Genomic DNA, 20,558 nt, shown 5'->3' on the forward strand with positions numbered 1-20,558 from the left:
CCGACGGGGTGCGGACGGGGTGAGCGGCGGGCCGGGGAAGGGCGCGCGGAGGGGTTCCGGAGGGGGAAGGAGCGCCGGGGCGCGGGCGGGCGCCGGGGTGCGGAAAGAGGGGCGCGCGGGGGTCCGTCCGGCGTCAGCGGTGCGCCCGCACCGGGAAAATCACGGTAAACCAGGTCTCCGTTGAGCGTAAACACCACAGGTCAGAGCGGGGTTGCCGGTTTCGGGCCGGGACGGTGCGAGGAAGCAGACACCGCGGGAGGGAAACCTGTCCCCGTCCGGCCCCCTCTTGCTGGCCGGTCGGGACAACTCCCGGCCGGTCCGCCAAGGAGAAGGTCCCGTGCGCACATCCCTTTTCAAACCGGTGATCGCCTTGATCGCCCTGACCGTACTCGGAACCACGGCCGGCTGCGCCACGAGCGACCAGGCCACCCCCGTACGGTTCAGTGGCCCCCGGACGGGCGCCGCCATGCAGACCGCGCCGACCAGCAAGAACTCGCTGGTGCAGATGCCCACCCACCCCATCAGCTTCCAGGAGACCAGCAAGGTCGGCGGGGCCGGCGGGAACACTCCCATAGCCTTGACCACCTACCACGGCAAGAAGTCCGGCTTCACCGGGAAGGTATGGGTCTGGGCGCCGCCGGAGTACTACGAGAAGAAGAACGCGAACAAGGGCTTCCCGGTCATGGAGGCGCTGCCCGGCGCCTACGGCTACCCGGTCAACTACTGGATCGGTGCCGACCTCAAGCTGGAGGAGAGCCTCGCCACGTGGTCGAAGGAGGGCAAGAGCCTGCCCTTCATCGTCGTGATGCCGGTGCTCAACCCCAACGACAAGCAGTACTACGACGGCAGTGACATCCCCGGTCAGCCGAAGATCGGGACGTGGCTGAGCAAGGACGTCCCCGACCTCGTCCGGGAGAACTTCCGCACCCTGAAGACCCGCAACGCCTGGTGCATCATGGGCTCCTCGTCGGGCGGCTTCTCGGCACTGAAGAACGTGCTGCAGAACCCGAAGGACTTCAAGGTGGCGATCCCCAACGGGCCGGACATCGTGCCGGACTCGCCGCTGTGGCGCGGACACCTGTCGGCGATGCGGGCGAACAACCCCGAGGTGCTGGCGCACCAGCTGATCGCCCGCGGCGGGCCGGACGTCTACCTGGCCTTCCAGGACGGCTCCAAGGAGAACACCGTGCTGCCGAAGGTGCGGAAGTTCATCGCGCAGTACGGCCGCGGACCGGTGAAGACCCGGCTGCAGGTCGTGCCGGACGGCACGCACAGCGGCGCCACCTACGTCCAGGGCCTGGGCATGGGCACGATGCAGTGGGTCAGCGCCCACATGCAGGGGCCGACCGGCTGAGGGCGGCACGCCCCGAGGGCAGCACGGCACTGAGGGCAGCACGGCCCTGAGGGCAGCACGGCCCTGAGGGCGGTCGCGGCGGACACCGGTCCGCGGCGGCCGCCCTCGTCGTACGCCGGGTCACGGTGCGCAGTCGACGTCCTGGAGGGTGATCGGGTGGGAGTCCAGGCCGACGTAGGCGGTGAAGGAACGGCGGGTTCCGCCGTCCCAGTGGGTGGTGACGGTGGCCCATCCGACGCCCGCGGACTGGGCGGTGGTGACCTTGCCGACGGTGATCGACCGCGGGGCGTTCTGGGCGCAGAGCAGCAGGTCGTAGCCGTCGGTGTGGGCGGCGCGGTCCTTGAGGTGGGCGGAGACCTGGTGGTCGCGCTGGTGGCGGGTGGGGCCGTGGTGGCCGTAGAAGCCGGTCAGGAAGCGGTGGACCTCGGCGGCGGTGTGGCGGCCGTTGGGGTCGCTGCGGACCGTGGCGGCGGCCGGGCCGGTGGCGGCGAGGGTCAGGGCGAGGGCCGCGGCGCAGGCGGCGACGGCGGTCGTGACGCGGGTGGGATGCGGTGCGGTACGGGACATGGCAGGTCCTCACCTTCGGGCGGGTTACTGCCTAGACACGCACACCCGACGGAAGGTTGCGTTCCGGGGCGGCCCGGGCAAAGGGGACAGGTGTTCGTGGCCGGGCGGCCGGGCCCGGGGGCCCGGCCGGCTAGGACACCACGTCCTTGCGGGCGAAGCCGCGGAAGGCCAGCGCGGTCAGCACCAGCGCGTAGGAGACCGACACCGAGGCGCCCTGGAGCATCCCGGTCCACTCCAGTTGGGGCTGGAGCGCGTCCGCCCACGAGTACTGCCAGTGGGCGGGCAGCACCGCGCGCCAGTCGCCGAGCGCGGTGACCTGGTCCAGGACGTTGCCGACGATGGTCAGTCCGACGGCGCCGCCGACCGCGCCCAGCGGCGCGTCGGTCACGGTGGACAGCCAGAACGCCAGCGCGGCGGTGACCAGTTGGCTGACGAAGACGTAGCCGGTCACCACGGCCAGCCGCAGCACCGCGTCGCCCGGGGCGAGCGCGCCCCCGGTGGGCAGTTGCAGCGGCCCCCAGCCGTACGCGGCGGTGCCCACCGCCAGGGCGACCACCGGCAGCAGCAGCATCGCGGCGGCGCTGAAGACCAGCCCCACGGTGAACTTGCTCAGCAGCAGGCGGGCCCGGGGCACCGGGGCGGCCAGCAGGTAGCGCAGCGAGGACCAGCTCGCCTCCGAGGCGACGGTGTCGCCGCAGAACAGCGCCACCGGCACCACCAACAGGAAACCGGCGGAGACGAACAGCGCGGTGGCGGCGAAGTTGGCACCCGAGGCGGTGGCGGTCGTCATCAGGCTGATCCGGCCGGTGGAACGGGTGCCGGGGTCGCCGCCGATCGCGAACGCCGCGACGAGGACGAACGGCAGCAGCGCCAGGATCGCGCCGATCACCAGGGTGCGGCGGCGCCGGAGTTGGCGGCGGGCCTCGACGCGCAGCGGCAGGGTGCGCCGGGCGCGGTAGCCGGGCGCCGCCGCCGGGGTGGTCGCGGTCATCGTCCGTCTCCTTGGATCAGGGTGAGGAAGGCGTCCTCCAGGCGGCGGTGCGGGCCGACGCGGTGCACCGGGACGTCCATCCGGACGAGGTCGGCGAGCAGCTGCGGGGTGCCGCCGGGCGCGGCGAGCCGGACCAGCAGGCCCTCGTCGGCGCGGGCCGCGAAGTCCACGCCGGACAGCGCGGCGACCTTCTCCACGACGGCGTCGGACAGCGGCGCGGCGTCCCCGACGTCGATCAGCACGGTGTCGCCGGAGCCCACGACGTCGCCGACCGGGCCGGCCTGGACGAGCCGGCCGCGGTCCATGACGACCAGGTGGGTGCAGCTCTGCTCGACCTCGGACAGCAGGTGGCTGGAGACGATGACGGTGCGTCCGGCCGCCGCGTAGCGGATCATCACCTCGCGCATCTCGCGGATCTGCGGCGGGTCCAGGCCGTTGGTCGGCTCGTCGAGGATCAACAGGTCCGGCAGGCCCAGCATCGCCTGGGCGAGGGCCAGGCGCTGCCGCATGCCCTGGGAGTAGGTGCGCACCGCGCGCTGGAGGGCGTCGCCCAGGCCGGCGATCTCCAGGGCCTCCTCGGTGTGCGCGTCGGCGGCGGGCCGGCCGGTCGCCTGCCAGTACAGGTCGAGGTTGGCCCGGCCGGACAGGTGCGGCAGGAAGCCGGCGCCCTCGACGAACGCGCCGACCCGGGACAGCACCGGCGCGCCCGGCCGGATCGCCTGGCCGAACACCCGCACCTCCCCGCCGTCCGGCCGGATCAGGCCCATCAGCATCCGCAGGGTGGTCGTCTTGCCGGCGCCGTTGGGTCCCAGCAGCCCCAGTACCTGGCCGCGTTCGACGCGGAAGGTGAGGTCGCGGACGGCGTACCGGTCGGTGGACTTGGCGTAGCGCTTGGTCAGGTCGGTGATCTGCAGCGGGACGTCGGCCAGGGCCGGGTCGGGGGCGGGCGCCGCGGTCCTGCGGCGGGCGGTGAGCAGCAGCAGCGCGGCGAGGGCCGCGGCGCCCGCGGGCAGCGCCCAGGTCCAGGCCGGCAGCGGGGCGGCGGCGCTGCGCACCTCGGGCGCGGTGGGCACCTCCAGGGTGCCGGTGGCCGCCGGGCCGCCGGCCAGGGAGACGGTGTAGGTGGCGGGCTCGACCGGGGTGGCGTAGGCCAGGTCGGTGGCGGACAGGACCAGGCGCAGCCGGTGGCCGGCGGCGAAGTCGTGGTCGACGGTGGGCAGGCGCAGCCGCACGGTGCGGCCGTCCCCCGCCCCTTCGACGCGGTACGGCGTGACCAGTTGGGAGGGCAGCAGTTGGCGGCGGCCGTCCGGGGCGACGTCGTAGAGCTTGGCGAAGAACACCGCGTCCGGGGAGCTGGAGCGGATCCGGACCGTGGTGGTGGGGCTGCCGGTGAGGTGGACGGAGCCGCGCAGCGGTGCGGAGTCGAAGTGCGCGTACTGGCCCGGGAAGTCGAGGGAGAGGCCGCCGGCGCCGAGGGCGGAGAGGTTGCCGAGGGCACCGGCGCCGGGCACCGCGGAGATCGCCGGCGGGGCGGCGCCGGCGGGGTTGGCGAAGCGCTGCTCGCGCCCCGTCAGCGGGATCGGGCGCGGGTCGTGGTCCAGGCCCGGGTACTGGTCGGCGCTGGCGCCGCGCAGCCGTACGGTGCCGGCGGTGGAGTCCACTCCCCCGGTGCGGCTGACCCGGAACGCGGGCCCGGTGGCGGCGTGCCGGTCGCCCTTGAGGTAGCGGTCGAACCAGGCCGTGGTGCGGGCGGTGAGGCGGGCGGTCTCCCGGTCGCCGCCGTCGTGCCCGCCGGCGATCCAGTCGACGGCGACGGGGGCGCCGTTGCGGCGCAGCGCACGGGCCGCGGCGTCGGCCTGGTCGAGGGGGAACAGCGAGTCGGTCTGGCCCTGCATCAGCAGCGCGGGCACCTTGATGCGGTCGGCGACGGCGGACGGGCTGCGGGCCGCCAGCAGGTGGCGGGCCGCGGCGTCCGGCTTCCCGCTGACCGCGACCCGCTGGTACATCGCGCAGAGGGCGGGCGCGAACCGTCCGCAGCCGCCGGCGGTCGCGGACGCGCCGGCGGGACCGGCCGGGTTGGCGGAGTCGGACGGGCCGGGTGGGGCGGCGGGGCCGGCCGGGGTGGGTGCGGCGGACGCGCCGGTCGGGTCGCCGGTGGGGGCGGCCGAGCCGGTGGTGAAGAAGATCCCGGCCCACAGCTTCTTGAACACCCCGTTGGGGAACAGGGCGTCCGCGAGGTTCCAGTAGGTGATCTGCGGGGCGATGGCGTCGACCCGCGGATCGTGGCCGGCGGCCAGCAGCGCGACGGCGCCGCCGTACGAGGCGCCGGCGACGCCCACGCGCGGGTCGCCGGGCTTGTCGAGCCGCACCTCGGGGCGCTTGGCGAGCCAGTCGATCAGGCGGCTGACGTCGGCGACCTCGCCGTCCGGGTCGTTCAGTCCGATCGTGCCGGTGGACTTGCCGAAGCCGCGCGCCGACCAGGTCAGCACCGCGTAGCCGTCCCGGGCCAGTTGTTCGGCCTCCGGGCGGACGTCGGCCTTGCTGCCGCCGAAGCCGTGGCCGAGGAGGACCGCGGGCCGCCGGCCGGCGGCACCGCCCGCGGTGAAGAAGGAGGTGTCGATCCGCACCGTCCGGGCCGCGCCCGGTGTCTCGGGCATCGTCAGGACGTGGTCCTCGCGGTGCACGGCGGGCGGGGCGTCCGAGGCGGCGGCCGCCCAGGTGCCGCCCCCTATCAGCAGGGTCAGCGCGGCCAGGGTGGCGTGGAGCCGGCGCCCGCGCAGTCGGAGATCCATGGCTGAATCCTAGGGAGCGGTCGGGGCGGGCGGCCCGTCCCGGGGGCGGAACCGGGCGCCCTCCCGGGGGAGTAGTCCCGGCCGGCGCCGTACCGCGTCCGTGGTAGGCCGGGTGCGGCCGGTGGTCCGGCACCCCGCCGCCGGGCCTGACCGCACGTCAACCGGCTTCGGCCGTGCGCACGTACGGAAGACGGCGGTCACCGGCCCTCGGACCGGTGACCGCCGTCTTCACTGCGTTCCCGGCGTCAGTACTGCGGCGGGCCGAAGCCGCCCGGCGGGGGCTGCGGGACGCCGGGCGGCACGGGCGGGACGCCGGGCGGCACCGGGGGGCCGCCGACCGGGGGCATGAGCGGCGGGCCGGGCTGCTGCCAACCGGCCGGCGGCGGGGCCGCGGGGCCCGGGACGAAGCCGGGGGCGGCGAACGCCATGGCCGGCGACGGCGGTTGCCAGGCGGGCGCGACCGGCTCGCCGCGGACCATCAGCGCGCCCAGCGCCAGCGAGCCGAACAGGTCGAGCGCCAGCTGGGCGCAGATGATCACGCTGAGGCCCGGCGTCGACTTGGTCATCTCCGCGAACGCGTCGGTGCTGAGGAACGAGACGACACTCAGCACGGCGTTGGGCAGCAGCGCGACGGCCAGGCCCAGGGCGAGGCCGCGGGCCGCGCAGCCGCGGGCCAGGCAGGTGATCCCGGCGATCGCGGTGAGCAGGAGGAACACCACCGCGTACCAGCCGGGGGCGAGCGCCAGGAGCGAGGAGAGCGCGCCCTTGCCCAGGTAGAGCAGGGGGAGGGCGTCCGTGCCGTACTGCACCAGCAGGTAGAGCTGGTAGGCGACGTAGCCCAGGGCCATCGCGCCGAGCGTCAGGCCGCCGATCACGCCGGCCGCCTTGGCCGGGCGGGCCGGCGGTCCGCTGGGGGCCTGGCGCGGCCAGGACCGCATCCCGGCCAGCAGCACCACGCCCGCGACCAGGGTCAGCAGGAACAGCGGCAGGCTGCTGAGGAAGACCCCGTCGAAGGTGGCGGTGCCGGTCTCGGCGTTGCGGAACCAGCGGTCGTCGCTGGTGTGGTTGCCGACGCTGATCAGGGCCTGCAGTGCGGTGGCGAAGGTGACGGTGGTGGCGACGGCCAGCAGCCCGCCGGCCGAGCGGCGGCCCGCGAACGCCGCGCCGGCGGCGGTCAGTTGCAGCAGGCAGAAGCCGAGCTGGACCGGGTCGGTGACCTGGTTGGTGCCCGGCGCACGGCTGCCGGTCCAGCTGTCCCAGACGCCCACGACGCCGAACTCGCCCACGTCGACGGCGAGCCAGTACGCCGTCCAGAAGAAGAACAGCAGGCAGAGAACGCCCGCGGTGATCCGCGCGCCCTTGGCCAGCGCGGTGCCTTGTGCCATGTGGTCCCCCGTTGTGTCGGTGCCGCGCGGCGGTTGCGTCCCGCGGCGCGAGCAGCACCGTAGCAATGCCCGACCGCGGGGTCCGCCCCGGACCGGGGCCGTGCGGCGCCGCCGGCCTCGGCGGTCTCCGGCGCCCGGCGCCGGTGGTGGCGGACGTGCGGACTCCCTGCCGGCGGGGGACCGGCAGGGAGTCCGGACGGCAGCGCCCGTGAGGGGGGCGCGTCCGTCGGTCGGGGGCGGGCTCCGGTCAGTGGTTGCTCGGGAAGCCCAGGTTGATGCCGCCGTCGGACGGGTCGGGCCAGCGGGTGGTGACGACCTTGCCGCGGGTGTAGAAGTGCACGCCGTCGTTGCCGTAGATGTGGTGGTCGCCGAAGAGCGAGTCCTTCCAGCCGCCGAAGGAGTGGTAGCCCACCGGGACCGGGATCGGCACGTTGACGCCGACCATGCCGGCGTCGACCTCCAGCTGGAAGCGGCGGGCCGCGCCGCCGTCCCGGGTGAAGATCGCGGTGCCGTTGCCCCACGGCGAGGAGTTCATCAGCTCGATGGCCTGCTCGTAGGTCTCGACGCGGACGACCGAGAGCACCGGGCCGAAGATCTCGTCGCGGTAGGCGTCCATCTCGGGCGTGACGTTGTCGAGCAGCGAGACGCCGATCCAGTGGCCGTCCTCGTAGCCCTCGACGGTGTAGCCGGTGCCGTCGATGACGACGTCGGCGCCCTGGGCGGCGGCGCCGGTGACGTAGGAGGCGACCTTGTCGCGGTGGGCCTTGGTGATCAGCGGGCCCATCTCGGACGCCGGGTCGTCGCCGGGGCCGATGCACAGCTTGTCGGCGCGCTCCTTGATCTTGCCGATCAGCGGGTCGGCGGTGTCGCCGACGGCGACGACCACGGAGATCGCCATGCAGCGCTCACCGGCCGAGCCGTACGCGGCGTTGATCGCGGAGTCGGCGGCCAGGTCGAGGTCGGCGTCCGGGAGGACCAGCATGTGGTTCTTGGCGCCGCCCAGCGCCTGGACGCGCTTGCCGTTGGCGGTGCCGGTGGTGTGGATGTAGCGGGCGATGGGGGTGGAGCCCACGAAGGAGACGGCGGCGACGTCCGGGTGCTCCAGCAGGGCGTCGACGGCCACCTTGTCGCCGTTGACGACGTTCAGCACGCCGTCGGGCAGACCCGCCTCGGCGGCCAGCTCGGCGAGCTTGTAGGCGGCGCTGGGCACCTTCTCGCTGGGCTTGAGGATGAAGGTGTTGCCGCAGGCGACGGCGAGCGGGAACATCCACATCGGGACCATCGCGGGGAAGTTGAACGGCGTGATGCCGGCGACCACGCCCAGCGACTGGCGGATCGCGGCCACGTCCACCCGCGTCGACACCTGGGTGGACAGCTCGCCCTTGAGCTTCTCCGTGATGCCGCAGGCCAGCTCGACGATCTCCAGGCCGCGGGCGACCTCGCCCAGCGCGTCGGAGTGCACCTTGCCGTGCTCGGCGGTGATCAGCCGGGCCAGCTCGTCGCGGTGCGCGTCCACCAGCTCGCGGTACTTGAACAGCACCGAGGTCCGCTTGGCCAGCGAGCTGGTGCCCCAGCTGCGGTACGCCTCCTTGGCGGTGCGGACCGCGGCGTCGACCTCGTCGACGGAGGCGAAGGCGACCTGCTTCTCCTGGGCGCCGGTGGCCGGGTTGTAGACCGGCCCGAAGTTGCCCGAAACACCCTCGACGGGCTTCCCGCCGATCCAGTGGTTGATGGTCTTCATGCGAGGGGCCTTTCGTACGGTGCGGCGGAGCGGATGTCAGAGGTGGCGGCGGCGTGCGGCGGCGTGCTCGTCGTACGCCCGGCGGGCGGCGACCGCCGCCGGACGCGTCGCGGTCTCGGCAACGGGTACATCCCACCAGGCTTGCGCCGGTGGCGCGCCCGGCACAGTGTCAGTCGTTTTGGTCTCCACGTAGACACATGTGGGCGTTTTTGCGCCGCGGGCCTCGACGAGCGCGGTGCGCAGTTCGGCGACGGTCGTGGCACGCAGCACCCGCATGCCCAGGGAGGCGGCGTTGGCGGCGAGGTCGACGGGCAGCGGCGCGCCGGTGTACGTGCCGTCCGGGGCGCGGAAGCGGTAGTCGGTGCCGAAGCGCTCGCCGCCGGTCTGCTGGGAGAGGCCGCCGATGGAGGCGTAGCCGTGGTTCTGGATGAGGACGAGGGTGATGTTGATGCCCTCCTGGACGGCGGTGACGATTTCGGTGGGGTTCATCAGGTATGTACCGTCGCCGACGAGCGCCCACACCGGCCGGTCCGGAGCGGCCATCCGCACTCCGATCGCGGCCGGGATCTCGTAGCCCATGCAGGAGTAGCCGTATTCGAGGTGGTACTGCCTGCGGGACCGGGCGCGCCAGAGTTTGTGCAGGTCACCGGGGAGGGAGCCGGCCGCGTTGACGAGGATGTCGGAGGCGTCGACGAGCGCGTCGAGCGCCCCGAGGACCTGCGTCTGCGAGGGCTGCGCGGCGGGGTCGGGGGCCGCGAACGCGGCGTCCACCCGACGCTCCCAGTCGGCCTTGGCCGCGGCGTACTCCGCCTCGTAGGCGGCGTCCACCCGGTGGCCGGCGAGGGCCTCGCGGAGCGCGTCGAGTCCGGCCCGGGCGTCGGCGACCAGGGCGAGGGCACCGAGCTTGTGGGAGTCGAACGCGGCGACGTTGAGGTTGACGAAGCGGACCCGGGGCTCCGCGAAGAGGGTGGCGGAGGCGGTGGTGAAGTCGGTGTAGCGGGTGCCGACGCCGATCACCACGTCGGCCCGCCGGGCCAGTGCGTCGGCGGTGGCGGTGCCGGTGTGGCCGATGCCGCCGACGTCAGCGGGGTGGTCGTGGCGCAGCGATCCCTTGCCGGCCTGGGTGGCGGCGACCGGGATGCCGGTGGCGTCGACGAGGTCCCGCAGCGCCTCCTCGGCCTCGCTGTGGTGGACGCCGCCGCCGGCGACGATCAGCGGCCGGCGGGCCGCGCGGACCGCCCGCACCGCCTCCGCCAGGGCGTCGGCGTCGGGCGCGGACCGGGGCACCCGCCACACCCGGTCGGCGAAGAACTCCACCGGCCAGTCGTACGCCTCGGCCTGCACGTCCTGGGGCAGCGCGAGGGTGACGGCGCCGGTCTCGACGGGGTCGGCGAGCACCCGCATCGCCTGGAGGGCCGCCGGGACGAGCGCTTCCGGGCGGGTGATCCGGTCGAAGTAGCGGGAGACCGGGCGCAGGGCGTCGTTGACCGACACGTCGCCCGCTGACGGCACTTCGAGCTGCTGGAGCACCGGGTCGGCGGGCCGGGTGGCGAACACGTCGCCGGGCAGCAGCAGCACCGGGAGGCGGTTGACGGTGGCGAGCGCGGCTCCGGTGACGAGGTTGGTGGCACCGGGGCCGATGGAGGTGGTGACGGCTTGCGCGCTGAGGCGGTCGCACTGCCGGGCGTAGCCCACCGCGGCGTGCACCATGGCCTGTTCGTTGCGCCCCTGGAGGTAGGGGAGCTTCGGGGGCGCGTCGGTCGCCTCCGGGGCCGCCGCGCTGCCGGACTCCAGCAGCGCCTGACCGATGCCGGCGACGTTGCCGTGTCCGAAGATGCCCCAGCAGGCGGTGATCAGGCGGTGCCGGCGGCCGTCCCGCTCGGTGAACTGGTGGGCGAGGAACTCCACCAGGGCCTGCGCCACGGTCAGCCGGCGGGTGCCGGCCGGGCCGGTCGCCGCCCGGTCCGGCGCATCGCGCGACGGGCGAGGGGTCGAGGCGCTGGTCGGGTCGTTGGTCGGCGCGGTCATCGCGGGTCTCCTGCCGGTGCCGGTGCGGTGTACAGGGGGAGTCGGGGGTCGACCGGCTGCTGCGGCCAGGTCGAGCGGATCCAGCCGTGGTCGGGGTGGTCGCAGATCAGCCACTCACGCGTCCGGCCCGGCCCCGCCATGACGTTGAGGTAGTACATGTCGTGCCCGGGGGCGGCGATGGACGGGCCGTGCCAGCCGTCCGGGATGAGCACCGCGTCGCCCGTGCGGACCTCGGCGAGGAGGTCGGTGCCGCGCCCGTGCCCGGAGGGCGTCACCCGCTGGTAGCCGAGGCCCGCCGTCCCGTGGGCGGCCGCGATCTCGAAGTAGTAGATCTCTTCGAGTGCGGACTCCTCGCCGGGGCGGCACTCGTCGTGCTTGTGCGGCGGGTACGACGACCAGTTGCCGCCGGGGGTGAGCACCTCCACCGCGATCAGCCGGTCGCAGTCGAACGCGTCGGCCGCGGCGAAGTTGTTGACCTGCCGCGAGCAGGTGCCGGAGCCGCGCAGTTCCACGGGCACGTCGGACGCGGCGCCGTGGCGGGCGGGCAGCCGGCGCGTGCAGCGGGCTCCGGTGAGCGCGAACCGGCCGCCGGCCGGGCTGGTGATCCCGACCCGCGCGTCCCGCGGCACGTAGGCGAAGTCCGTCACCCCGTGGAACACGCTTCGCCGCCCGGCCAGTGCGAACGTCCCGCCGTCGGGGCCGTCCGCCCGGACCGTGCAGCCGCCGGAGAGCGGCAGCACGATCCACTCGCTGTCGCCGGTCGCGAAGGAGTGGGCGCCGCCCGGCGGCAGTTCGAGGATCCGCAACGAGGAGTGGCCCCAGCCGGCCGTCTCCGGCGCGACGTCGAGGGCGTACGGCCCCGCGGCGGCGCGGCCCGCCGGGAGGTGGAAGGAGGAGGCGGCGGCGGGGGGCTCGGTGCTCCCGCCGTGGGGGGTGTCGGGCCCGTGCGGCGTGTCGTGCCCGCGGGCCGGCTGGGTGTCTGCGAACTCGGCGCTCATGACTGCAAGTCTCCTACTCGCCACTGACAGTGAGGTTCTGCGGCGGTGCGGCGCCCTGCGCGGGCCGCCCGCCGCGGCGGCGTCGCCCGGACCTAGAGCAGCCCCACCGCCGTGTCGACCGCGCCCGCCACGTCGCCGTCCGGCGGGTAGAGCAGCGAACGGCCGACGACCAGGCCGTGCACGGTCGGCAGCCGGAGCGCCTTGCGCCACTTCTCGTAGGCGGCCTCCTGTTCCCGCACCGTCCCGCCGACGTCGCCGCCGAGGAGGACGACGGGCAGGGTGGAGGTCTCGCAGACCCGGGCCATCGCGTCGGGGTCGTCGGTGACCGGGAGCTTCAGCCAGGTGTAGGCGGAGGTGCCGCCGAGGCCGGAGGCGATGGCGACGGAGCGGGTGACCGCGTCGGGGCTGAGGTCGTTGCGGACCGTGCCGTCCACCCGCCGGGAGAGGAACGGTTCGACGAAGGTGGGCAGTTCCCGTTCCGCCATCGCGTCGATGGCGCGCGCGGTGGCCTCCAGGGTGGCCAGCGAACCGGGGTCGTCGTAGTCGATCCGCAGCAGCAGCTTGCCGGCGTCGAAGCGGAGCCGGGCGATGTCCTGGGGGCGGTGGCCGGTGAACCGGTCGTCCATCTCGAAGGCGGCGCCGGCGATCCCGCCGCGGTTCATGGAGCCCATGACGACCTTGCCTTCGAGGGCGCCGAGCAGCAGCAGGTCCTCCAGGATGTCGGCGGTGGCCAGCACCCCGTCGACGCCGGGCCGGGACAGTGCCAGCACCAGCCGTTCGAGCAGGTCCAGGCGGTTGGCCATGGCCATGCGGCGGTCGCCGACGGCGAGCGCGCCCCGGGCCGGGTGGTCGGCGGCGACGATCATCAGCCGGCCGCTGTCGCCGAGCAGCGGGCGACGGGTGCGGCGGGCGGCGGCCTCCGCGACGGCTCCGGGGTGCCGGGCCCGTAGCGCGGGGAGGTCACTGATCCGTGGGGACAAGGCTCAACTCACCTTCTTGAGGACGCGAATGGGGGCGGGGCGGGCGAGGCGGGAGGCGGACCCGCTCACCGTGCCGCGAGGAACTCCTCGACCTCCGCGGCCGTCGGCATCGCGGACGAGCAGGCGAGGCGGGAGGCGACGATCGCCCCGGCGGCGTTGGCGTGGCGCATCATCGGCTCCAACTCCCACCCGGCCAGCAGCCCGTGGCACAGCGAGCCGCCGAACGCGTCCCCGGCGCCGAGCCCGTTGACCACCTCGACCGGGGTGGGCGGCACCTCGGCCGAGCGCCCGTCCCGATGGACGGCGAGCACCCCCTTGGGTCCCTGCTTGATGACGGCCAGTTCCACGCCCTGGTCGAGCAGCGCCTCGGCGCACGCCTTCGGGTCCCGCAGGCCGGTGGCGACCTCCGCCTCGTCGACGTTGCCGACCGCGACCGTGGCGTGCCGCAACGCCGCCTCGTAGTACGGCCGAGCGGCGGCCCTCGCGGCCGCGCCGGTGGCCCCGCCGGCCCCTGAGGCGCCGCCCTCGCCGCCCCAGAACATCGGCCGCCAGTCCAGGTCGAAGACGGTGGTGCCCCTACGGTCCCGCGCCTCCAGCGCGGCCATGGTGGCGGCGCGGCTCGGCTCCTCGCACAGTCCGGTGCCGGTGATCCAGAAGATCCGGGCCGCGGCGACGGCCGCCAGGTCCAGTTCCTCGGGGTGGATGGCGAGGTCCGGAGCCTTGGGGCGGCGGTAGAAGTACAGCGGGAAGTCGTCCGGCGGGAAGATCTCGCAGAACGTGACCGGCGTGGGGAGGCCCGCCACCGGGGTCACCCAACGGTCGTCGACGCCGAAGTCGCGCAGCGCCTGGTGGAGGTAGTCCCCGAACGGGTCCCGTCCGGTGCGGCTGATGACGGCGGTGCGGCGGCCCAGCCGGGCGGCGGCCACCGCCACGTTGGTGGCCGAGCCGCCGAGGAACTTCCCGAAGGTCTCCACCTGGGCGAGCGGCACCCCCGTCTGCAACGGGTAGATGTCCACCCCGATGCGCCCCATGGTGATCAGGTCGTACGGCTCGGTCATTGCAGGCCCCTTCGGGTCACCCGGTGCGACGGTGCCGGCCCCTGCTCCAGCGGAGCCGAGAGCGCGGGGCGGCCGACGGCGGATCGGTCGGTCGGAGCCGGCTCTCCCCGCCGGCTCCCGCTCCGAACAAAGGTCTAACCGCCCGCCACAAACCCTGTCAACACTTTGTCCTTACATTAAGACGTCAACCGTCTCCCCTCGGCCATCGAGCCCCGCACTCATCCGGCACGCCCGCCACCCCTCCCGCCCCTCCAAGTCCTTAAGTCCTTATGTCAGGACGAAGTCTTGACACTCCCCAGGACGGCAGAGAGGCTGTGCCCCACAACCGACCCCAGCGCCTCCCGGTCACCGTCGACCGGCGAGAGGAGAGCCGCAGCATGTCCGCACCCCGTGCCGCCTCGCCCGTCCTGGACCGCCTCCGCATCGGTTCCGCCCCCGACTCCTGGGGCGTCTGGTTCCCCGACGACGCGCAGCAAGTCCCCTGGCAGCGCTTCTTGGACGAGGTCGCCGAAGCCGGCTACGAATGGATCGAACTCGGCCCGTACGGCTACCTGCCCACCGACCCCGCGGCACTGCGCGCGGAGACCGACCGGCGCGGCCTGAAGGTCTCGGCCGGCACCGTCTTCACCTCACTGCACCACGGCCCGCCCGTATGGGACGAGACCTGGACCCACGTCCGTGAAGTCGCCACCCTCACCCGGGCGATGGGCGCCGGGCACCTCGTCGTCATCCCGTCCTTCTGGCGGGACGACAAGACCGCCGAGATCATCGAACCGCCCGAGCTGACCGTCGAGCAGTGGAAACACCTGACCACCGGCATGGAGCGCCTCGGCAAGCGGGTCCGCGACGAGTTCGGGCTGGACATCGTCGTCCACCCGCACGCCGACACCCACATCGACACCGAGGAGCACGTCGCGCGCTTCCTCGACGTCACCGACTCCGACCTGGTCAACCTCTGCCTGGACACCGGCCACTACGCCTACTGCGGCGGCGACAGCGTCAAGCTCATCCGCACCTACGGCGAACGGATCGGCTACCTCCACCTCAAGCAGGTGGACCCGGACGTCCTCGGCGACGTCGTCGCCAAGGGCACCCCGTTCGGCCCGGCCGTCCAGCAGGGCGTGATGTGCGAGCCGCCGCTGGGCGTCCCGGCGCTGCCGCCCGTCCTGGAGGCCGCCCAGGAGTTGGACGTCGACCTCTTCGCCATCGTCGAGCAGGACATGTACCCGTGCCCGCCCGACCGGCCGTTCCCGATCGCCCAGCGGACGCGCCGCTTCCTGCGGTCCTGCGGGGCGTGAGCGATCCTCGGCAGTGCGGCCGACCGCGGCCCGTGGGCGAACGGGGTGCGCGCGCAGGAACGGCGCGCGCACCGGGGACGACGAGGTGCGAGAGGAACGGCGTGAGGGACGACATCGGCGAGACGAGGGACGGCATGGGCGAGACGCGCGAGACGGGCACGGCGGACGGGAGGAGCACGGTGGGGCGGACGCCGGGAGCAGCGGCGACACGGGGAGCGCACGGGACCGCGGGCCTCCCGGGCACGTTGGGCGTCGCGGTCATCGGGACCGGACGCATGGGCGCCGACCACGTGCGGCGCCTCCACGACGTGATCAGTGGGGCCAGGGTGGCGGCCGTGGCCGACCTCGACGCCGACCGGGCGGAGCGGTTGGCCAAGGACATCGACGGGGCCACCGCCTACACGGATCCGGCCGCCGCCATGGACGACCCCGGGGTGGACGCCGTCCTGATCGCGTCGCCGGGGCCGGCGCACGAGGCGGCGCTGCTGGACGCCTTCGCCCGCGACCTGCCGGTGCTGTGCGAGAAGCCGCTGACCCCGGACGCGGCCTCCGCGCTGCGGGTCCTGGAGGCCGAGCAGGAACTGGGCCACCGCCGCGTCCAGGTGGGGTTCATGCGCCGCTACGACGCCGGCTACCGCACCCTGAAGTCCCTCCTGGCGAAGGGGACTTACGGCCGTCCCCTGATGCTGCACAACAAGCACCGCAACGCCGACACGCCGCCCGGCTTCACCAACGCGATGATGATCAACGACTCGGTGGTGCACGAGATCGACGTGACGCGCTGGCTGCTCGACGAGGAGATCACCGCGGTGCGGGTCCTGCGCCCGGCCCCGACCGGCAACGCGCCGGAGGGACTCAGCGACCCGCAGCTGATCCTCTTCGAGACCGCGGCCGGTCAGGTCGTCGACACCGAACTCTTCGTCAACTGCGGCTTCGGCTACCAGGTCAGCTGCGAGGCGGTCTGCGAGGGCGGCACCGCCCGGATCGGCGACGACCACGGGGTCTTCGTCAACGCCGCCGGCCAGTGGGGCGGCACCGTCCCGCCCGGCTTCGTGGAGCGCTTCGAGGACGCGTACGACCGGCAGGTGCAGCACTGGGTGGACGCCACCCGGCGCGGCGAGGTCGAGGGCCCGAGCTGCTGGGACGGCTACGCCGCAGCCGTGGTGTGCGAGGCGGGCGTCCTGGCCCAGGCCAGCGGCGAACGCGTCCCGGTCGAACTGATCGAGCGCCCGGACCTCTACCGCTGACGGGCCCCACCGGACGAGGGGCCGCCCCGGCGGGTGGCCCCTCGCGGGAGGGCCCCTCCCCATGGGGCCCCTCCCCGCGGGGGCCCTCCCGGTGGCGGCCCCCTCCACCGGCGGCCTGCGCCACCACAGTCGACTTATCGACTCGCCTGGACACCGAGCCCCCGGGCCGTCCACCCGGGCCGCCCACCCGAGCAGTCACCCCACCGAAAGGCCGCACCATGCGTACCGCGCACGGTCCCCGCCCGCCCCACGGGCCGGCGGTTGGGGGCAGTTCCCCCGAGCCGCCCGTCCCGTCGCCTCCCCCACCGGGGACGCCCTCCCGCGCCGCCCGACGCTTCATCGTCGCCATCGCCGCCATCGCGGCGCTCGGCGGTGCGCTCTTCGGCTACGACACCGGGGTGGTCTCCGGCGCGCTCCCCTTCATGGAGGAGCACTTCGGCCTCACCTCCCTCGGCGAAGGCGTCATCACCAGCGCACTCCTGATCGGCGCCGCCTTCGGCTCGCTGGCCGGTGGACGGATGGCCGACGCGCTGGGGCGGCGCAACTCGCTGCTGTGGGCGGGCGCGGTGTTCACCGGCGGGGCGGTGGCGGTCGCCCTGGCGCCCACCGTGCCGTTCATGACCCTCGCGCGCTTCGTGCTGGGCCTCGCCGTCGGCAGCGCCTCCGTCATCACCCCGCTCTACCTCTCCGAGATCGCGCCCCCGCACGTCCGCGGCCGGCTGGTCTCGTTCAACTCCCTGATGATCGTCAGCGGTCAGCTGCTGGCGTACCTCGTCAACGCCGTGCTGGCCCATTGGGAGGCGTGGCGCTGGATGCTGGGACTGGCCGCGCTGCCCGCGGTGGCGCTGCTCCTCGGCGTCCTCTTCCTGCCCGACACGCCGCGCTGGTACGTCAGCCGGGGGCGGCGGGACGAGGCCGGCGCGGTGCTGCGCCGCACGCTGGCCGCCGAGGACGTCCCGGAGGAGCTCACCCGCATCGAGCGGGCCCACCACCTGGAGGCCGACGCCCGCCGCGGCGGCTGGCGCGAACTGCAACGCCCCTGGGTGCGGCGCCTGTTGCTGATCGGCATCGGGCTGGCGGTCGTCCAGCAGATCACCGGGGTCAACGCGGTCATCTACTTCGCCCCCAAGATCCTGGCGACGACCGGGCTGGGAACCAACGCGGCGATCACCGCCACCCTCGCGATCGGCGCCGTCTCCGTCATCGCCACCGCGATCGGCATGTCCCTGATCGACCGGGTGGGCCGCCGCCCCATGCTCCTGTGGGGGCTCTCCGGGATGACGGTGTCGCTGGCGCTGCTGGGCGCCGCGTTCCACCTGCCGCACTCCACCGCCGTCAGCTTCCTCGTCCTCGGCCTGATGGTCCTGTACATGGGCTTCATGCAGGCGACCCTCAACACCGGCGTGTGGCTGCTGCTCGCCGAGATGTTCCCGCTGAAGGTGCGCGGGCTGGCCATGGGAGCGGCGGTGTTCGTGATGTGGCTGGTCAACTTCGGGATCGCCCTGGCCTTCCCGCTGCTGCTCGACGCGGTCGGCTCCGCCGTCACGTTCTGGCTGTTCAGCGCGATGTGCGTGGTCTCGCTGGTCTTCTGCAAGCGGTACGCGCCGGAAACCAAGGGGCTGGCGCTGGAGGACCTGGAGCAGGAACTCCGCAGGACCGCGAACGGATCCACCGCGGACGCGGCCTGACCCCGGACGCGCCCCGGGACGCCCGACCGACCGCAACGACGGACCCGACCACCGCCACGACCACGACCACGACCACGACCACTTCTGGAAGAACCGATCGGAACCGCCGGTTCCTCGGACACTTCAGGCCAATCGCCGAGCCGCCCGGAACCGCGCGTCGCCCCCGTCGCGCCAAGAGGTGCGCTCACATCCAACGCGCCCAACGGGGGGAAGCAATGGAACACGTGAAAGCCCATCGCACAGGCACGGGCGCGGGCGCGGGCGCGGACAGCCGTCAGGACGTGACCGGCTCCTTCGGCGCCAAGACCCGGACCGCGGTCGAGGGGTTCCAGACCAGGCACCACCTGACCGCCGACGGCAAGGTCGACAAGAAGACCTGGCGGGCCCTGTTGCGTGACCCCGCGCCCCAGCACGTCGCCACCCGCTGACGGGGCCCACGATCGGCGGATCGCACGTCGGCCGCGCGGCCGACGTGCGCATCGTCCCGCCGGCGTCACGGCCGTCCCTCCCCTGTCACGGCTGTCACCGTTACGCGGGCCTTCCGTCACAGCCCTTCAACAGCCCCTCGCCGACGGTCACTCACCGTCGTTGTCCGGGCACAGGGTGAGTGATCACCCCGCCGCACGCAGGCCCCCGCCGGCTCGCCGGGCCGACCCTGCGCGCGGCACCGAGGAGGTGCGCAGAGATGACCGACCGAAGGCTCTGGTCGTACAAGGAAATCGCCGCCCACATCCAGGTGCAGCCGGACACCGTGCGCTCCTACCGCAAGCACGGACTGCTGCCGGAGCCGGATCTGGTGGAGTGCGGCAAACCGTACTGGTACGCGGACACCGTCAGAGCCTGGGTGGCACGGCGCCCGGGCCAACGCGGACGGCAGTGACGGCCCCCGAGGGCACCTTCCCGTGAACCGTGGCCAGCAGCGGCCCCGTTGGGCGAGCGGCGATCCCCCACCCAACGGGCCGGCCCCCGCACCCCGCTCGGTCACGACGCCCCGCCCGCCCCCTCCCCCGCGTCCTTGCGCGGCGGTGCCGTGGAGCCCCGGACCTCCAACGACGGTGTGACGCGCTGGTGGTCGGCGGGCGCGTCGGGGTGCGCCATCCGGTCCAGCAGGCAGCGGGCGGCGCGACGGCCGACCTCGTGGCTGGCGTTGTCGACCGAATCCAGCCAGAGGTGGCGGATGCGGGCGAGGGAGGTGTTGTCGTAGCCGACGAGCGACAGGTCGGCCGGCACGTCGAGCCCCAACTCGCCGGCGGCGGACAGCGCGCCGACGGCGGCGAGGTCGTTGAACGCGAGGATCGCGGTGGGGCGGCGGACGCCCCGGGCCGGGCCGAGCAGCCGCACCGCGGCGCGGTAGCCGCCCTCCTCCGTGCCGTCGCCGCCCTCCACCACGGCGTGCGCGGCCAGTCCGTGCGCACCCATCGCGGCCTCGAAACCGCGCCGACGCAACGCGCCGACCGGCCCCCGGCCGGCGAGGTGGGCGATCCGCCGGTGCCCGAGGCCGATGAGGTGCTCGGTGGCGAGGCGGGCGCCGTACTCGTCGTCGTTGGCGACGGTGTCGGCCCGCGGAAGCCGGGGCCCGTGGTCGCCGGCGATGACGGTCGGCAGCCGCTCGGCGACCTCGGCGAGCCCCGCGGTGTCCGGAAGCGTGCCGACCGCCACCAGGCCGTCGACGCGGAGTTCCTGGAAGGTGCGGGCGAACTCCCGGCCGGTGCGCCGGTCCAGGCGGCCGTCGGCCATCACCATCCGCAGGCCGTGCGCGTGCAGCAGGGAGTTGAGGCCGTCGAGGACGTCCGCGAACCACGGGTTGCGCATGTCGTCCAGCAGCACGCCGACGGTGTCGGTGCGGCGCGCAACGAGGCTGCGGGCGGCGGCGTTGGGCCGGTACCCCAACTCGTCGATGGCCGCCAGGACGGCCTGCCGCTTGGCGTCGCTGACCCGGGGCGAGCCCTGGAGGACGAGCGAGACCAACGATTTGGAGACACCGGCGCGTGCGGCGACACCGCGGATCGTCGGGGGCCGGTCGGCACCGGGAGGCGGCTTGGGGGGCTCGCCCGGCGAGATAGCGGGCCGCTCGTTGGACCGTTCCATGAGGGGAAATCCTTCCATCGGCGCAGGTCAACGTCAATGCACGGGTGTACACCTCCCGTGCGTTCACCGGCGGCGCCAACGGGCGACACCGCCCCGGCCGGCGGGGCGCCGCCGCCCCACCCCGTGTACACCGGGCTCCACTCCTTCCACAGCACGGGAGTTGACCCACCACGCAGGGGTTGACATCCGGACATACGCACATGCAGGGTGCCGAGGACGCCACGTTTGGACCGTTCCAACGCCCCGCATGCCCGCCCGCCCCGCCAAGGCCACACCGGCGACCACCGCCCCGCCCTCGCCCCCGACACGGCCCGGCTCCCCTTGCCTCCCCCTGAGCCCCTCC

Annotated in this window: 16 protein-coding genes; 6 read left to right on the forward strand and 10 right to left on the reverse strand. The window is 74.0% G+C overall.

Annotated elements, in window-relative coordinates; genetic code table 11:
- Positions 1-337: 337 nt before the first annotated feature.
- Entirely contained in the window at positions 338-1,354 is a 1,017-nt protein-coding gene (locus ACJ6WD_RS16315) for an esterase family protein (RefSeq protein WP_016571347.1), read from the forward strand.
- Positions 1,355-1,474: 120 nt separating this feature from the next.
- Here the strand turns inward: ACJ6WD_RS16315 and ACJ6WD_RS16320 are convergent, their stop codons facing one another.
- The 9 genes from ACJ6WD_RS16320 to iolC all read right to left on the reverse strand — a co-directional run bounded on the left by ACJ6WD_RS16320 (position 1,475) and on the right by iolC (position 13,894).
- Positions 1,475-1,921: a hypothetical protein gene (locus ACJ6WD_RS16320; protein WP_407616020.1), complete on the reverse strand. Its 447-nt coding sequence runs from the start codon at positions 1,919-1,921 to the stop codon at positions 1,475-1,477.
- A gap of 130 nt (positions 1,922-2,051) precedes the next feature.
- Positions 2,052-2,912 (reverse strand): ABC transporter permease, encoded by an 861-nt coding sequence (locus ACJ6WD_RS16325; RefSeq protein ID WP_016571345.1) that lies wholly within the window; start codon positions 2,910-2,912, stop codon positions 2,052-2,054.
- A complete protein-coding gene (locus tag ACJ6WD_RS16330) occupies positions 2,909-5,704 on the reverse strand; it encodes an alpha/beta fold hydrolase (RefSeq protein ID WP_331247073.1) in 2,796 nt (931 codons plus the stop codon). The genes ACJ6WD_RS16325 and ACJ6WD_RS16330 overlap by 4 nt, the downstream gene beginning before the upstream one ends.
- Before the next feature lie 245 nt (positions 5,705-5,949).
- On the reverse strand, positions 5,950-7,089 hold the full coding sequence (locus ACJ6WD_RS16335) for a hypothetical protein (RefSeq protein ID WP_407616021.1): 1,140 nt from the start codon (positions 7,087-7,089) through the stop codon (positions 5,950-5,952).
- 247 nt (positions 7,090-7,336) lie between these two features.
- Positions 7,337-8,830 (reverse strand): CoA-acylating methylmalonate-semialdehyde dehydrogenase, encoded by a 1,494-nt coding sequence (locus ACJ6WD_RS16340; RefSeq protein ID WP_407616022.1) that lies wholly within the window; start codon positions 8,828-8,830, stop codon positions 7,337-7,339.
- 36 nt (positions 8,831-8,866) lie between these two features.
- Positions 8,867-10,858 (reverse strand): 3D-(3,5/4)-trihydroxycyclohexane-1,2-dione acylhydrolase (decyclizing), encoded by a 1,992-nt coding sequence (gene iolD, locus ACJ6WD_RS16345; RefSeq protein WP_331247075.1) that lies wholly within the window; start codon positions 10,856-10,858, stop codon positions 8,867-8,869.
- On the reverse strand, positions 10,855-11,856 hold the full coding sequence (gene iolB / locus ACJ6WD_RS16350; protein ID WP_233657666.1) for a 5-deoxy-glucuronate isomerase: 1,002 nt from the start codon (positions 11,854-11,856) through the stop codon (positions 10,855-10,857). Before iolB ends, iolD begins: the two co-directional genes overlap by 4 nt.
- A 92-nt stretch (positions 11,857-11,948) precedes the next feature.
- On the reverse strand, positions 11,949-12,836 hold the full coding sequence (locus ACJ6WD_RS16355) for a hypothetical protein (protein WP_016576677.1): 888 nt from the start codon (positions 12,834-12,836) through the stop codon (positions 11,949-11,951).
- A gap of 65 nt (positions 12,837-12,901) precedes the next feature.
- A complete protein-coding gene (iolC, locus tag ACJ6WD_RS16360) occupies positions 12,902-13,894 on the reverse strand; it encodes a 5-dehydro-2-deoxygluconokinase (RefSeq protein WP_407616023.1) in 993 nt (330 codons plus the stop codon).
- Between the two features lie 377 nt (positions 13,895-14,271).
- Here iolC and ACJ6WD_RS16365 point away from each other — a divergent pair, with 377 nt between their 5' ends.
- The 5 genes from ACJ6WD_RS16365 (at position 14,272) to ACJ6WD_RS16385 (ending at position 19,007) form a co-directional block, all read left to right on the forward strand.
- Entirely contained in the window at positions 14,272-15,192 is a 921-nt protein-coding gene (locus ACJ6WD_RS16365) for a sugar phosphate isomerase/epimerase (protein ID WP_233657664.1), read from the forward strand.
- A 245-nt stretch (positions 15,193-15,437) separates the two neighbouring features.
- Entirely contained in the window at positions 15,438-16,439 is a 1,002-nt protein-coding gene (locus tag ACJ6WD_RS16370; RefSeq protein ID WP_331247118.1) for a Gfo/Idh/MocA family oxidoreductase, read from the forward strand.
- A 218-nt stretch (positions 16,440-16,657) separates the two neighbouring features.
- On the forward strand, positions 16,658-18,127 hold the full coding sequence (locus tag ACJ6WD_RS16375; protein ID WP_331247077.1) for a sugar porter family MFS transporter: 1,470 nt from the start codon (positions 16,658-16,660) through the stop codon (positions 18,125-18,127).
- Positions 18,128-18,342: 215 nt separating this feature from the next.
- Entirely contained in the window at positions 18,343-18,555 is a 213-nt protein-coding gene (locus ACJ6WD_RS16380; protein ID WP_407616024.1) for a peptidoglycan-binding protein, read from the forward strand.
- Positions 18,556-18,812: 257 nt separating this feature from the next.
- Complete coding sequence (locus ACJ6WD_RS16385) at positions 18,813-19,007, forward strand: AlpA family transcriptional regulator (RefSeq protein ID WP_016574064.1); 195 nt, start codon at positions 18,813-18,815, stop codon at positions 19,005-19,007.
- 101 nt (positions 19,008-19,108) lie between these two features.
- On the opposite strand, the gene ACJ6WD_RS16390 is transcribed toward ACJ6WD_RS16385, so the two are convergent.
- Positions 19,109-20,215 (reverse strand): LacI family DNA-binding transcriptional regulator, encoded by a 1,107-nt coding sequence (locus ACJ6WD_RS16390; protein ID WP_407616025.1) that lies wholly within the window; start codon positions 20,213-20,215, stop codon positions 19,109-19,111.
- Positions 20,216-20,558 lie beyond the last annotated feature (343 nt).

Source organism: Streptomyces sp. VTCC 41912, assembly GCF_045799175.1.
GTDB classification, from domain to species: domain Bacteria; phylum Actinomycetota; class Actinomycetes; order Streptomycetales; family Streptomycetaceae; genus Streptomyces; species Streptomyces albulus_C.

Bases quoted from the DNA above. Each gene is read 5' to 3' on its own strand.
- iolD (WP_331247075.1), bottom strand. From the start codon at position 10,858: ATGACCGCGCCGACCAACGACCCGACCAGCGCCTCGACCCCTCGCCCG.
- ACJ6WD_RS16325 (WP_016571345.1), bottom strand. From the start codon at position 2,912: ATGACCGCGACCACCCCGGCGGCGGCGCCCGGCTACCGCGCCCGGCGC.
- ACJ6WD_RS16365 (WP_233657664.1), top strand. From the start codon at position 14,272: ATGTCCGCACCCCGTGCCGCCTCGCCCGTCCTGGACCGCCTCCGCATC.
- ACJ6WD_RS16340 (WP_407616022.1), bottom strand. From the start codon at position 8,830: ATGAAGACCATCAACCACTGGATCGGCGGGAAGCCCGTCGAGGGTGTT.
- iolC (WP_407616023.1), bottom strand. From the start codon at position 13,894: ATGACCGAGCCGTACGACCTGATCACCATGGGGCGCATCGGGGTGGAC.
- ACJ6WD_RS16380 (WP_407616024.1), top strand. From the start codon at position 18,343: ATGGAACACGTGAAAGCCCATCGCACAGGCACGGGCGCGGGCGCGGGC.
- ACJ6WD_RS16390 (WP_407616025.1), bottom strand. From the start codon at position 20,215: ATGGAACGGTCCAACGAGCGGCCCGCTATCTCGCCGGGCGAGCCCCCC.
- ACJ6WD_RS16335 (WP_407616021.1), bottom strand. From the start codon at position 7,089: ATGGCACAAGGCACCGCGCTGGCCAAGGGCGCGCGGATCACCGCGGGC.
- ACJ6WD_RS16320 (WP_407616020.1), bottom strand. From the start codon at position 1,921: ATGTCCCGTACCGCACCGCATCCCACCCGCGTCACGACCGCCGTCGCC.
- ACJ6WD_RS16375 (WP_331247077.1), top strand. From the start codon at position 16,658: ATGCGTACCGCGCACGGTCCCCGCCCGCCCCACGGGCCGGCGGTTGGG.
- ACJ6WD_RS16385 (WP_016574064.1), top strand. From the start codon at position 18,813: ATGACCGACCGAAGGCTCTGGTCGTACAAGGAAATCGCCGCCCACATC.
- ACJ6WD_RS16330 (WP_331247073.1), bottom strand. From the start codon at position 5,704: ATGGATCTCCGACTGCGCGGGCGCCGGCTCCACGCCACCCTGGCCGCG.
- iolB (WP_233657666.1), bottom strand. From the start codon at position 11,856: ATGAGCGCCGAGTTCGCAGACACCCAGCCGGCCCGCGGGCACGACACG.